Annotated in this window: 13 protein-coding genes and 4 tRNA genes; 11 read left to right on the top strand and 6 right to left on the bottom strand. The window is 40.7% G+C overall.

Annotated elements, in window-relative coordinates:
* The first annotated feature begins 119 nt into the window (after positions 1-119).
* The 9 genes from murB (at position 120) to ABZP26_RS15790 (ending at position 5,128) form a co-directional block, all read left to right on the top strand.
* Positions 120-1,130 carry a UDP-N-acetylmuramate dehydrogenase gene (gene murB, locus ABZP26_RS15830; protein ID WP_096038835.1) on the top strand — a complete coding sequence of 337 codons (1,011 nt, stop codon included), beginning with the start codon at positions 120-122 and terminating at the stop codon, positions 1,128-1,130.
* Positions 1,127-2,119, top strand: a complete 993-nt coding sequence (birA, locus tag ABZP26_RS15825) for a bifunctional biotin--[acetyl-CoA-carboxylase] ligase/biotin operon repressor BirA (RefSeq protein WP_024602235.1) — start codon at positions 1,127-1,129, stop codon at positions 2,117-2,119. The genes murB and birA overlap by 4 nt, the downstream gene beginning before the upstream one ends.
* Entirely contained in the window at positions 2,116-2,814 is a 699-nt protein-coding gene (locus ABZP26_RS15820; RefSeq protein ID WP_368485140.1) for a type III pantothenate kinase, read from the top strand. Before birA ends, ABZP26_RS15820 begins: the two co-directional genes overlap by 4 nt.
* A 126-nt stretch (positions 2,815-2,940) precedes the next feature.
* Positions 2,941-3,016, top strand: a tRNA-Thr gene (locus tag ABZP26_RS15815).
* Between the two features lie 39 nt (positions 3,017-3,055).
* Positions 3,056-3,140, top strand: a tRNA-Tyr gene (locus tag ABZP26_RS15810).
* Between the two features lie 46 nt (positions 3,141-3,186).
* Positions 3,187-3,261 (top strand) — tRNA-Gly (locus tag ABZP26_RS15805).
* A gap of 10 nt (positions 3,262-3,271) precedes the next feature.
* Positions 3,272-3,347: transfer RNA gene (locus ABZP26_RS15800), tRNA-Thr, on the top strand.
* 135 nt (positions 3,348-3,482) lie between these two features.
* Positions 3,483-4,667: an elongation factor Tu gene (gene tuf / locus ABZP26_RS15795; protein ID WP_013463851.1), complete on the top strand. Its 1,185-nt coding sequence runs from the start codon at positions 3,483-3,485 to the stop codon at positions 4,665-4,667.
* A gap of 320 nt (positions 4,668-4,987) precedes the next feature.
* The gene (locus tag ABZP26_RS15790) at positions 4,988-5,128 is read left to right on the top strand and encodes a hypothetical protein (RefSeq protein ID WP_164907914.1); all 141 of its coding nucleotides are present in this window, start codon (positions 4,988-4,990) and stop codon (positions 5,126-5,128) included.
* Between the two features lie 158 nt (positions 5,129-5,286).
* Here ABZP26_RS15790 and ABZP26_RS15785 read toward each other — a convergent pair whose 3' ends face one another.
* From ABZP26_RS15785 to ABZP26_RS15770, 4 genes are all read right to left on the bottom strand, one after another.
* Positions 5,287-6,198, bottom strand: a complete 912-nt coding sequence (locus ABZP26_RS15785) for a hypothetical protein (protein WP_036957063.1) — start codon at positions 6,196-6,198, stop codon at positions 5,287-5,289.
* Positions 6,199-6,372: 174 nt separating this feature from the next.
* A complete protein-coding gene (locus tag ABZP26_RS15780) occupies positions 6,373-7,563 on the bottom strand; it encodes a dipeptidase (RefSeq protein ID WP_368485139.1) in 1,191 nt (396 codons plus the stop codon).
* 60 nt (positions 7,564-7,623) lie between these two features.
* The gene (locus ABZP26_RS15775) at positions 7,624-7,869 is read right to left on the bottom strand and encodes a YheU family protein (protein ID WP_008114225.1); all 246 of its coding nucleotides are present in this window, start codon (positions 7,867-7,869) and stop codon (positions 7,624-7,626) included.
* Complete coding sequence (locus tag ABZP26_RS15770) at positions 7,866-8,858, bottom strand: hydrolase (protein ID WP_013466176.1); 993 nt, start codon at positions 8,856-8,858, stop codon at positions 7,866-7,868. Before ABZP26_RS15770 ends, ABZP26_RS15775 begins: the two co-directional genes overlap by 4 nt.
* A 588-nt stretch (positions 8,859-9,446) precedes the next feature.
* Between ABZP26_RS15770 and ABZP26_RS15765 the strand changes: the two genes are divergently transcribed.
* Positions 9,447-9,947 (top strand): hypothetical protein, encoded by a 501-nt coding sequence (locus tag ABZP26_RS15765; RefSeq protein ID WP_368485138.1) that lies wholly within the window; start codon positions 9,447-9,449, stop codon positions 9,945-9,947.
* Positions 9,940-10,173, top strand: a complete 234-nt coding sequence (locus ABZP26_RS15760; protein ID WP_013466171.1) for a helix-turn-helix transcriptional regulator — start codon at positions 9,940-9,942, stop codon at positions 10,171-10,173. The genes ABZP26_RS15765 and ABZP26_RS15760 overlap by 8 nt, the downstream gene beginning before the upstream one ends.
* A 77-nt stretch (positions 10,174-10,250) precedes the next feature.
* Here the strand turns inward: ABZP26_RS15760 and ABZP26_RS15755 are convergent, their stop codons facing one another.
* Together ABZP26_RS15755 and ABZP26_RS15750 are read right to left on the bottom strand one after the other, a co-directional pair.
* Complete coding sequence (locus tag ABZP26_RS15755; RefSeq protein ID WP_013466170.1) at positions 10,251-10,667, bottom strand: TIGR02444 family protein; 417 nt, start codon at positions 10,665-10,667, stop codon at positions 10,251-10,253.
* On the bottom strand, positions 10,654-12,573 hold the full coding sequence (locus ABZP26_RS15750; protein WP_013466169.1) for an ATP-binding cassette domain-containing protein: 1,920 nt from the start codon (positions 12,571-12,573) through the stop codon (positions 10,654-10,656). Before ABZP26_RS15750 ends, ABZP26_RS15755 begins: the two co-directional genes overlap by 14 nt.
* Between the last annotated feature and the right edge of the window lie 48 nt (positions 12,574-12,621).

Raw genomic sequence — 12,621 nt, 5'->3', positions numbered from 1 at the left:
AAGTACCCGTTTTATAACATGATTGCCACAGTGGGTTGAACAATTTTTACAAGCTGATGCGCAATTTGCGACGATGAGTTAAACTAGAGCGATTAATTACTGGTACCTTTAGGACCCTTGTGGCGCACTCATTACAACCCCTACATACATTTGCATTAAGTAGCCAATGCCAAAATTTTATTGAGATCACCGACTCAGCGCAGCTTCAAACTCAGAGCTTTAACGCGCCTTTTTGTCTGTTAGGGGAGGGCAGTAATACCATTTTTTTAAATGATTATGCTGGCACGGTTATTAAAATGGCGACCCAAGGAATTAATATTACTGAACGGGAAAATGATTTTTTAGTCAGTGCGGCTGCCGGTGAAAATTGGCATCAATTAGTGACTTACTTGCTTGAGCAAAGCATAGCAGGGTTTGAAAATTTAGCACTCATACCTGGCACAGTCGGTGCTGCGCCAGTGCAAAATATTGGTGCCTACGGTTTAGAAATAGCACAATTTATAGAAGCTGTTGACTATTTTGATATTAATAGCAACTGCTTCAAATCTTTAACTAATCAGCAATGCCACTTTGCTTATCGTGAATCGGTTTTTAAACACGCGTTAAAAAATAAAGCGGTGATCACCCAAGTGCACTTTAAACTGCCAAAAATATGGCAACCAGTACTCAGTTATGGACCGCTACAACAACTAAAAAACCCGACGCCACAGCAAGTATGTGAGCAGGTGATACAAACACGCAATAGCAAACTCCCAGACCCTTATAAACTAGCTAATGCTGGGAGTTTTTTTAAAAACCCCATTATTACGAATGCTGCGTTAGTGCCGTTACTTGCGCAGTTTCCTGAGTTACCTCATTACCCACACGGAGCCGGTCATCATAAAGTTGCAGCGGGGTGGTTAATAGAGCAAGCGGGATTAAAGGGATATAAGATTGCCGGTATTGAAGTGCATCAGCAGCAAGCTTTGGTGCTCGTTAACCATGGTCACAGTACAGGGGATGATTTGATCAGCATGATCACCCATATTCAAAACACTGTTTTAGCGCGCTATAACATAAACTTAGAACACGAAGTGCGGTTAATTGATCAACACAATGAATGCCATATCTCTTTGGAGCAATCAGCATGAAAGCACCTGATGGAAACAAGCTGGCTATTTTAAATGCGCTTAATAAAGGCGGGTTTGTCTCTGGGCAAGCTTTAGGAGAGGAATTAGGAATTAGTCGTGCCGCTGTTAGTAAACACATTCAAAGCCTACAAGCTATGGGCTTAGATGTATTTAAAGTTACAGGTAAAGGCTATTGCTTAAATAACCAAGTAGGATTACTTAATCAGGAAAAAATACAACAGCTTTATGCTGAGTTAGGGCAAAATACCGCTAATATTGAAGTGCAGCCGCTCATTGATTCAACCAACAGCGAACTAATGCGCCGCATTCAGGCTAAAACACCACTTCAGTCGGGCACGGTAATCGTTGCCGAAATGCAGCAAGCAGGTCGGGGGCGTCGAGGGCGTGTATGGCAATCGCCATTTGGTGCCAACTTATACTACAGCTATTTTTGGCGATTAGATGATGGTTTACAAGCCGCTATGGGTGTATCGATTGCGGTTGGTTTAGCGGTGTATGATGCGATAAAAGCACTTTATGGTATTGATGTAGAGTTAAAGTGGCCAAACGACATTTACATAAACAAACAAAAGCTCGCTGGCGTATTAGTTGAATTAGACGGGCAACCACAAGGGCCCTGTCAGTTGGTGATAGGAATTGGTATTAATTTAAATATGCCACAAAGTGCAAGTCAGCACATTGACCAAGCATGGACAGATTTAAGTCAGCACACCCAGCAGCTAGATAAAAATCAATTAGTAGCTTCATTAACTTATTGGTTAGAGCAGCGCTTAGCGCAATATCGCGAGAACGGCTTACAAACTATGTATCAACAATGGAATGCATTAAATGCGTTTGCAGGCGAGCAGGTAGAGCTTAATACTGGGCATCGTAGTTGGCGTGGCATTTGTGAAGGTATAGATGCGCACGGTGGTGTACGTATTCGCCAAGACGGCGAAGTAAAAAGTTATTATGGCGGCGAGATTTCATTAAGAAAGGCGCAAGCATGAGATTGTTAATTGATGTAGGTAATACTTCACTCAAAGCCGTATTGTGGGAAAACGGGCAAATACAGCCATGTGATATTAATAATATTTCATGGCAGCAAATTACGGTTGTTATTTACGCTTGTGTTGGTCGTAGCGAGTTACTTAAACAATTATTAGCGCAAGCCAAAACGCATAATATTGATTGTTTTGAGGCTACGGTTAGTAGTGAGCTTGGTGGGTTGCGCTGCGCGTATCAGCAAGTAGGTAATTTGGGTATAGATAGATGGTTGGCGCTTATTAGCGGTTATACGCTTTACCCTAATACGGCTGCTATTGTTGTTGATGCTGGCACGGCTACTACTATAGACGTTCTCAATAATGATGGGCAGCATCTAGGAGGCTGGATATTACCTGGGCTTGATTTAATGACCTCATCACTCACTCAAAATACTCAGAGGGTATTTAATGATGCAAACACGCCATTTGCTAATGAGCTTGGAAAAAACACCCCTAATGGGTTAAAAAACGGAGCCTTAGTGGCAACTATGGGTGCCATTGAGCAAGCAAGATTGCATTTAAAGACAAAAAATAGCCTCTTAATTTTTGCGGGTGGTTATGGTCAGCTGTTACAAGGGCATTTTTCACAGAGTATTTTCGACCCAATGCTAGTAATGAAAGGCTTAAATTACTGGTATGAGTTAGCTAAAAAGAGTTAAAAACAACAAAAAAACAGCTTTTTGCGCGAATAGTGAGCATTTGAAGCATTAAATCACATTTTTTTTAATTTTTTGGTTGCATCCCAATAAACCTTACTCTAGAATCTCGCCCCGTACTAAAGCAGTGCCGACTTAGCTCAGCTGGTAGAGCAACTGACTTGTAATCAGTAGGTCAACCGTTCGACTCGGTTAGTCGGCACCACTTTCCTTTTACCGGAAGTGCTTAGTAAAGAATTATCGTGGAGGGGTTCCCGAGCGGCCAAAGGGATCAGACTGTAAATCTGACGGCTCAGCCTTCGCTGGTTCGAATCCAGCTCCCTCCACCACTTTATTCTAGACGGTTAGAGGTAGTTTAAGAACAGGTTCCTTAAAGCGGGCATCGTATAATGGCTATTACCTCAGCCTTCCAAGCTGATGATGCGGGTTCGATTCCCGCTGCCCGCTCCAATTTGATGATGCTGATATAGCTCAGTTGGTAGAGCGCACCCTTGGTAAGGGTGAGGTCGGCAGTTCAAATCTGCCTATCAGCACCAGTCAATCGAATCGCCTTAAACACTTCCTTTATCTGTCAGAAAAAACTATTTGAAATTTGAAAAAATTAACTTAATCTACCTATGGTGGATTATTTTCATATGTAATCTAGATACACAAAACTGATAGGTTCCGTCATGGCAAAAGAAAAGTTTGAACGCGTAAAACCGCACGTAAACGTTGGTACAATCGGCCACGTTGACCACGGTAAAACTACACTAACTGCAGCAATCACTAACGTACTTGCAAAAGTATACGGCGGTGTTGCTAAAGATTTCGCATCAATCGATAACGCTCCAGAAGAGCGCGAGCGTGGTATCACAATCTCAACTTCACACGTTGAGTACGATACTCCTACTCGTCACTACGCACACGTAGATTGTCCTGGTCACGCCGATTATGTTAAAAACATGATCACTGGTGCTGCTCAAATGGATGGCGCTATCTTAGTAGTAGCTGCGACTGATGGCCCTATGCCACAAACTCGTGAGCACATCCTACTTTCTCGCCAAGTTGGTGTTCCTTACATCGTTGTGTTCATGAACAAATGTGACATGGTTGATGATGAAGAGCTACTTGAGCTAGTAGAAATGGAAGTTCGTGAACTTCTTTCTGAATACGACTTCCCAGGTGATGACTTACCACTAATTCAAGGTTCTGCACTTAAAGCACTTGAAGGCGAAGAGCAATGGGAAGCTAAAATCGTAGAGCTTGCAGAAGCACTAGATACTTACATTCCAGAGCCAGAGCGTGACATCGATAAGCCATTCATCATGCCTATCGAAGACGTTTTCTCAATCCAAGGTCGTGGTACTGTTGTAACTGGCCGTGTTGAAGCTGGTATCATCAACGTGAACGACGAAGTTGAAATCGTTGGTATCAAAGAGACGACTAAGTCTACTTGTACTGGTGTTGAGATGTTCCGTAAGCTTCTTGACGAAGGTCGTGCTGGTGAGAACATTGGTGCACTTTTACGTGGTACTAAGCGTGAAGACGTTGAACGTGGTCAAGTACTAGCTAAGCCTGGTTCAATCAAGCCACACACTACATTCACTTCAGAAGTATACGTACTTTCGAAAGATGAAGGTGGTCGTCATACTCCATTCTTCAAAGGTTACCGTCCACAGTTCTACTTCCGTACAACTGACGTAACAGGTGACGTACAGTTACCAGAAGGCGTAGAAATGGTAATGCCTGGTGATAACGTTAAGATGACTGTAACGCTAATCGCGCCAATCGCGATGGACGAAGGTCTTCGTTTCGCTATCCGTGAAGGTGGCCGTACTGTAGGTGCTGGTGTTGTAGCAACTATCGTAGAGTAATAATTAACGTTTAAGTTAATTGTTAGAAAAAGGTCACTTAGGTGGCCTTTTTTAATGGCTGCGATTTACATCATGTGAAGGTGGCGCAGTTACCTTAGGCGTAGGTGCTTTGTAGCAACGTTCAACGAGTAATAATTAGCCTAGCTAATTAATACGAAAAAACCCGAGCTTAGCCTCGGGTTTTTTAATGTCTGCAATTTACTTCATGTGAAGGTGGCGCTCTTACCTTAGGGGTAGGTGCTTTGTCGCAACGTTCAACGAGTAATAATTAGCCTAGCTAATTAATACGAAAAAAACCGAGCTTAGCGTCGGGCTTTTTAATGTCTCAAGAAAAATACAGGTTTCAGGTATTAGGTGCGAGGCTTCAGGCAGAGCAAAGCGGTATTAATTTGATCATCGTAGCATGGGTTGAGTTTTATCGAACTCAGAGGATAAAGCATGAAGGTGGCGCACTTACTTAGGCATCGGTGCTTTGTAGCAACTATCGTAGAGTAATCATTAGTTGTAATGCATTAAGCATTAATAAAACCCGAGCTCAGTCTCGGTTTTTTTATGCCTGAGGTAAAATGTAATTATTAATGTTATCGCTGTAACAAAGTAGGAGTATGGACTTAATTAGTTAGTAACCAGCATTCTTACGTAATTCATCAAGCATATCTTGGTTACCCATCATTTCGTCAAGCGTTGCCCTGACTGCATTGTCAGAGGTATTGTCATAAACTGAAAGTAGATGTTGCGCCATTTGCTTCGTATAACCACCTTGTTTATTTTGAGCTTGGTAGTATTGCGCCATCAACCCTTGTGCAGCTAAGCGACGGATATAATCATTCGAGTCTTGCTCTAACAAGTTTGTAAACTGCTCTGCAAGGCGGTAATCAAGTACCGGTGTTTGAGTTGATAACTCAACAGCTTGAATTTTAAACTTTTCGTCACTACTGTTGTTCGCTAAATTTAAAATGTTACCCACTACTTCATAGTCATACTCAGGCATAGTAGATTTATTTAGAATATACATATTCATTTGCAGTTGGCTCAGTGCAGCTAACCTATTTAAATCAGAGATGCTTGGATCTAAAGTTTGCTCTCTTAATTGAGAGTTTATTTGTTTAGCATAATCAGGTTCTGATTTGATCCTTAAATCATAGTCTTCTGGTAAATCTGCATAAAAGCTATAAAGAGGATTTTGCTCACGTCGTTTTTCATCTTCTTGCTGCTGTTTTTCCTCTAGTACGTCAAGAACAAGCTCCTTAAATTCGTCGGTATCTTGTTCTTGATAAGAGTCATTAGCGTGCAGTTTTAAGTTTGCTATTTTGCGTTGTAGCGAACTTACTTTCTTGCTTAGTTCGTCAATTAGGGCTTCATTTGATTGCTGGTATTCTGCAGGAGTACTAATAGAAACTGTGGAGCTTAGCTGTTGCTGGTTGGGTTTATTAAGCGAACTGGCCTGATCTTTAAAAAATGTTCCGTAGCATGAAATTACCAAGGCAAGTGTTGCTATAGCAATCGCAATAGTTCCTTTGTTTATAGTCATAAAATAATCAGCCTCTAAAATGGGTAATTTATCTGTTTTCGAAATATAAGTCTGTTAAAAAGTGTGTTAAATGAGGGTTAAATATACGGGTTAATTAAGAATGCGGGGCGTGAGTGGCGAAATACGGTGTTTAAAGTGGCTATAAGCGCTAGACCTAAGCCTAGCGCGTAAAGCTTAATGAGATTTTGCGTATTGCTCAGCTTGCTTCCACACTCTTAGCGTATTGCCGCTTAAAATCTTTTTAATATCGCTATCGCTGTAGTCTCTGTCCATTAAACCTTGAACTAGATTGGGGTAGCTAGACACATCTTTTAAACCGATAGGCAGTGAGTCACCTACGCCGTCGTAATCAGAGCCAATACCAACATGCTCGATACCAATTAACTTCACAACGTGATCAATATGATCAAGCACTTGCTCTAAGCTTGCAAATGGGTAAGGGTTTTTAGCGCGGTACATCGCATCAAAATCTTTACTTAACTTAGTACCATCTTTTTTTACCGCTTCTTTTTTACTTTTTAACTGTTTGCCCCACGTACCTGCTTTAGCAGTAACAAAGCTTGAACCAAAGTTAATTTGAATAACACCACCGTTCTTTTTAAGAGCTAATAACATGTCGTCATTCATATTACGCTCAAAACCTGGTGTGTATTTACGTAGTGATGAGTGTGATGCAATCACAGGGGTGTTAGACAGTTCCATCACTTGATAAAACGCATCGTCCGAGATATGAGACACATCAATCAGCATGCCGATATTATTCATCTCTTTTACTAGTTCTTTACCAAATGGGCTTAGGCCTTTCCACTTGCGACGAATATCGTATGATGAGTCAGAAATATGGTTGCTTTGCGAGTGAGCAAGGGTGATATAGCGCACACCACGGTCAAAAAAATGCTGTAGGTTGTTTAAATCGCCTTCAATGGGTGAGCCGTTTTCCATGCCCATAGCAATCGACATTTTACCTTGCTTAAATTGTGCTTCGATATCGCTTGTTGAGCTGGCAATGGCAAACTTGTCAGGTGCACGTTGTGCAATTGCTTCCATACCATCAATCAATTGATTCGCTAATTGAAAGCTTTTGCCTTTGCCTTCAAACTCTAAATGAGCAGGAATATAAATCGACATAAATGGCGCGTTTAAACCGCCTTTTACTGCACGAGGGTAATCAAAATCGCCGCCATCAGTAGCTTTAGTTACATCAGCCCATTTTGCGTGAATACGGTAAGGTACATCAATGTGGGTATCGATTAAAATGGTATCGTGTGCAAGCTTAATTGCTTTATCCGAGGGATTAATTTCTGCGTGTACTGCACCTGTTAATGCAATCGACATTGCAATAACTATTGAGCTTAGTTTTATCATTTATAATGGCTCTTTAAGTTAAAAAAGCCATTGTCTATTTTTACGCCGTGTCTGACAAGTTTACTCGTCGAATTGCGCTTCACTTTGTAGTGCTTTGAATTCACTTTTAGAAATTATGGTGACCGACTCATGTAGCTCAGAGAAAAATACCATAGCTTCGCCGCTTTTTAATTGCTGATTTACTTGCGCTACTTTACTTTCAATACTGAACTCTTGTTCGCCATAGTCAGTGCCTTCGCGCAAAACGTAGCTTTCAATTAGGTTGTACAGTGTGTCTTTATCAAGTTGTTCAAAAGGAATAATCATAGCCACTCTTTATCGGTGTTATTAAATACACATTGCTTAAAATAATCAGGCACCACTTGCTCTAACCAAAACACGGGTTTAAATGGGTTGTTACCGCTAATAAAACCTACGTGGCCGCCCTTCTCTGAGATACGCAGCGTAACATGCTCACTCACATTCTGACTACTTGGAACTGCTTTAATCGACAGCATAGGGTCGTCTTTGGCATGAATAATTAGTGTGGGTGTCGCAATATCTTTTAAATACGGCATGGCACTGGCTTTTTTGTAGTAGTCGTGCGCATTTTCAAAGCCATGTAGCGGTGCTGTAAGCTGGTTATCGAACTCTAATAAATCGTCAATTTCCATTAACTGATCGGTGGTGATCGGTATTTGCTGTTTAATTTGTGGTAGTTTGCGTTGCATCGACTTTTTCATCCGATCGAGCAAATATTTTTGGTAAATTTTACCTAAGCTTTTACGAATAACATCACTAGATGATGACAAATCATAGGGCGCAGATATCACGGCGGCTGCACTAAGCGGGCAGTGAATGTGTTCTTCCCCTAAGTATTTAGCCAGCACATTACCACCCAATGAAAAGCCAACCGCCACAATCGGGCGCTTTGGAAATTGCTGTTTTAAATGGTTTATAAAAAAAGCTAAATCGGCAGTGTCGCCACTATGGTAGGCTCTTGGCAGGCGATTGACTTCGGTTGAGCAGTTTCTAAAGTGCATTAGCACCACTGCAAACCCTTGCTTTTTTAATGCTTTCATCATGCCTTTGGCATAAAAACTATTTATGTTGCCTTCAAGTCCATGAAGTACCACTGCGAGCGGCGCCGTTTCGTTATGCGGGAGTGACCAAGCAAGCTCAATAAAGTCACCATCGGGTGTATCAAGTTGCGCAAGTTCGTAGCGAGTATGGTGAAAAGGGCGAAAAAAACGCGGCATTATGGTTTGAACGTGTCGGTTGGTCATCCACCATGCGGGTTTGAACTTAGGGATCATGTCTGTACTACGCACTTTGCAATAAACGAAGCGCTAGTGTAGCAAATTTTTTATATTTAAAAATAAAAAGCGCCTAATCAGTAAACTAATAAGGCGCTTTGTGCGTCGTGCTTAATGCTGTTCTTTAATATCTGCATCGTGTACTTTTTTCATGAAAAAATACACAAAGAAGAGGCATAAACTAATAACGACGCCTAAAAATCCAAATGATAAAAATAGTACTGGGTCGCTAAAAAAATCTCTAAAGAATACGTCCATAATGGCCTCCTGATGTCTATGGGTTAATCATAGGCTGGCTTGGCAGGGCTTGATATGATCCAGATCAAGCTATTTAAAAGATTATAAAATGGGCAATGCAGATGTTGATTTTGATCAATAAAGTTAAGTCGATTTTGCACTTTTTAGTAAATTATCTGCGATTTTTTAATCACTTTTATAATAAAGATGGTCAGCAAAGTTCAGCTTTGAATAACCGTTGCTTTGTTTTAGGTTAAATAAAATAAACCTAGTGTTAAATATATTTGACATGGCTAAAGAGTGAACTTATAGTTTTAAAGTCAAAAATATTTTACTTGGGGTTAGCTTTATATGACTCGTTCAGAGCACTTTAAAGAATTTTTACAAAGCATAAGTTTTAGAGAACTGACGCTGAGTATCGATTTACTAGTAAGCGTGTACATATCTTACTTTTATGTAAACAGCCTAATGAATACGAGTACGCAGCAGCTTAGTTCTGTTTCTTGGTTATCTGGTTTATTGCTACAGGTGTTAATTTATTCTGTGATACTTATAGTATTGAGCTATTTATTACTTTCATTTATCAGTGATAATGAATTAAATCAGCCACCTGATGTGAGAGAAAAGCAAATAAATTTAGTGGGTTATAAATATAAGGCCATAATATTACAGACGGGAATTTGTGTTGCTATTGTTCAGTATCAAATTGAAGCTAATAACTGGGGCCCAGCCATTGAATATAATATTCCATACTTACCAATGCACGTCATGGTAGGTGCTTTTTTGATTGCCGAAATAGTCAACTATATAGCGCAGCTTTATAAAGGTAGAACGGGTAATATTTATGAGTGAGTATGTAATAACTAACTCTATTCGAACATTACGCTTTTTACGCGATGAAATGACGCAAAAGCAATTAGCAGATGCTATTGGTGTAACTCGGCAAACGGTAATGGCAATTGAGGCAAATAAATATTCACCCTCTCTAGAAGTGGCTTTTAAAATTTCTATAGTTTTTAACTTGCCATTAGAAGAGGTGTTTCAATACAAAGCCAAAGATATGCAGCTTGGTTTATAAAACAAACCAAAGTAACCACGTATATTACGAGCTAATATTCATAATATAAGTGATATGATGAAAATAATGGTGAAAAATCATGCCAAATATTTATCGCTGTTATTGGGCGTTGAACAGGCTGTTAAATCCATACTATTAACTACATCAATCAATATTATTTGTTGCTGCTTTTCTAACTTCAACTCGGCGCCGAGAAGTGCTTTTCGAATTGCGGCGTAATCGGTAATCTCGGTTTGAATTGTTTTTAAATAGGCGCGGGTAGTACGTAGAGGCTTTAATACCTGCTGCTCAAATTCACTAATAGATTGTTCAAGCTTGCTCAGCTGTGTTTGGTTAATAGCTAGATTGAGAGAATCTAAGTAATACAGCAACAAGCATAGGTTGACGTTTTTACCTTGCAGGTTTTGGTAATCTAACAGGCGCGCTTGCATGCCATCTTCGCTATAAAGCTGACATGCAAACTGCCAAAAATCGTTGCTGTTAAGCAAGTTCATCGGCGAATGCCTGTTCTTTTTGTTCCATCTCTTCAAGGGCCATTAATAACTCTTCTTCAACATTATTAAGCTTAGGCGTAAGTGTGGCTTGCTTGGTAATTAGCTCTTTGAGCTTAGCTTTATTTTCATCGTTATAAAGTGTGTTATCGCCGAGCGCCTCTTCAACGTCAGCTAATTCTGCAGCAAATTTATCCAATTGTTTTTCAAGCTTTTCAATTTGCTTTTTAAGCGGTTGAATCGCTTTTCTAAACTCGGCCTCTAAGCGCTTTTGCTCTTTTCGGTTTACTTGTGAGTGGGCTTTTGGCTCGTCATCGGTGTCGCTTTTAGCGGCTTCTTTATTAGCATTAAGCAGCCACTGATAATACGCGTCTAGGTCGTAACCAAACTGAGTAACTTCGCCGTTATCAACTAAGTAAAATTCATCAGCGGTGTTTTTAAGCATGTGGCGATCATGCGATACCGTGACCATAGCGCCTTCAAAGCCTTGTAATGCCATAACCAATGCGTGGCGCATTTCTAAATCAAGGTGGTTGGTTGGCTCATCGAGTAACAGTAAGTTTGGCTTTTGATAGACTAACATAGCTAGCACTAAGCGCGCTTTTTCGCCGCCTGAAAAAGGGGCAACAGGGTCGAGTGCTTTATCGCCTACAAAGGCAAAGCCGCCTAAAAAGTCACGCAGTGATTGTTCGCTGGCTTTAGGGTTTAAACGTTGCAGGTGAGTGACGGCACTGGCTTTTAAATCAAGTGATTCCAATTGATGCTGCGCAAAGTAGCCAATGTTTAACCCCTGATGCTGAAACACTTCACCTGCTTGAGGTTGTAAGTCACCAGAGAGCAGCTTAATAAGTGTTGATTTACCTGCGCCATTTCTACCAAGTAGTGCAATACGGCTGCCTGGCACTAAGTTCAGCTTAATACTGTTTAAAATGGTCACATCGCCATAACCAGCTTTTGCTTTGTCGAGCGTCATTAGCGGGTTAGGCAGAGCGGTTGGCTCGGCAAATTCAAAATCAAATGGCGAGTCAGCATGTGCAGGGGCAAGTTTTTCCATGCGTTCTAGCGCTTTAACGCGGCTTTGTGCCTGTTTGGCTTTACTGGCTTTAGCTTTAAAACGAGTAATAAATTGCTCTAAGTGGGCAATTTGATCTTGTTGTTTTTCAAACATGGCTTGCTGCTGTAATAAACGCTCAGCTTTTTGGCGTTCAAACTGCGAGTAATTGCCTTTATATACATTGATAAGTTGTTTATCTATATGCCAAATTTGATCAACCACCGCATCTAAAAACTCTCGATCATGAGATATCAGTACCAGTGTACCAGTGTATGCACGTAAAAAACGCTCAAGCCAATACACAGCATCTAAATCAAGGTGGTTTGTAGGCTCATCCAGTAACAGCAAGTCGGCATCGCGAATAAGCGCTTGGGCTAAGTTTAAACGCATACGCCAACCACCCGAAAATGCACTTACCGGATTTTCTATTTGGTTATTAGCAAACCCTAAACCATGTAATAGCTCTCCTGCCTTGGCTTCTATGCTATAGCCTTTAATATTTTCTAGCTGAATATGCACTTTAGCTTGAGTGTCGCCATCATTGGTTTGCTCAGCTTCACGCAAAGCAATTCGTAGCGCATAATATTCAGGGTGGCCTTGCAGTACGTAATCTATAGCGCTTATTTCAAGGGCGGGGGTTTCTTGTTTTACTGAGGCCAGTGACCAATCTTTAGGAATACTGCAATTACCGCCATCTAATGAAAGCTCAGACTTTAATAAACTAAATAGCGTTGACTTACCACAGCCATTAGCACCAACAAGGCCTACTTTGTGCTCTGGAAATAATGTAGCCGATGCATTTTTTAATAAAGCTTTGCCACCGCGAAGCAGTTCTATTTCTGAGATTTGGATCATAAATACGTTACTTTACTGTGCCTTGATTGAATTGCAGCCATTATAACA

Origin of the sequence: Pseudoalteromonas sp. SD03 (genome assembly GCF_040937955.1) — a bacterium.
Classification (GTDB): Bacteria; Pseudomonadota; Gammaproteobacteria; order Enterobacterales; family Alteromonadaceae; genus Pseudoalteromonas; species Pseudoalteromonas tetraodonis.
This window is presented reverse-complemented; position numbering and strand designations above follow the sequence as displayed.

Excerpts from the sequence above, each read along its gene's own strand:
- birA (WP_024602235.1), top strand. The coding sequence starts at position 1,127 with ATGAAAGCACCTGATGGAAACAAGCTGGCTATTTTAAATGCGCTTAAT.
- ABZP26_RS15820 (WP_368485140.1), top strand. The coding sequence starts at position 2,116 with ATGAGATTGTTAATTGATGTAGGTAATACTTCACTCAAAGCCGTATTG.
- tuf (WP_013463851.1), top strand. The coding sequence starts at position 3,483 with ATGGCAAAAGAAAAGTTTGAACGCGTAAAACCGCACGTAAACGTTGGT.
- ABZP26_RS15790 (WP_164907914.1), top strand. The coding sequence starts at position 4,988 with ATGTCTCAAGAAAAATACAGGTTTCAGGTATTAGGTGCGAGGCTTCAG.
- ABZP26_RS15785 (WP_036957063.1), bottom strand. The coding sequence starts at position 6,198 with ATGACTATAAACAAAGGAACTATTGCGATTGCTATAGCAACACTTGCC.
- ABZP26_RS15780 (WP_368485139.1), bottom strand. The coding sequence starts at position 7,563 with ATGATAAAACTAAGCTCAATAGTTATTGCAATGTCGATTGCATTAACA.
- ABZP26_RS15775 (WP_008114225.1), bottom strand. The coding sequence starts at position 7,869 with ATGATTATTCCTTTTGAACAACTTGATAAAGACACACTGTACAACCTA.
- ABZP26_RS15770 (WP_013466176.1), bottom strand. The coding sequence starts at position 8,858 with ATGATCCCTAAGTTCAAACCCGCATGGTGGATGACCAACCGACACGTT.
- ABZP26_RS15765 (WP_368485138.1), top strand. The coding sequence starts at position 9,447 with ATGACTCGTTCAGAGCACTTTAAAGAATTTTTACAAAGCATAAGTTTT.
- ABZP26_RS15760 (WP_013466171.1), top strand. The coding sequence starts at position 9,940 with ATGAGTGAGTATGTAATAACTAACTCTATTCGAACATTACGCTTTTTA.
- ABZP26_RS15755 (WP_013466170.1), bottom strand. The coding sequence starts at position 10,667 with ATGAACTTGCTTAACAGCAACGATTTTTGGCAGTTTGCATGTCAGCTT.
- ABZP26_RS15750 (WP_013466169.1), bottom strand. The coding sequence starts at position 12,573 with ATGATCCAAATCTCAGAAATAGAACTGCTTCGCGGTGGCAAAGCTTTA.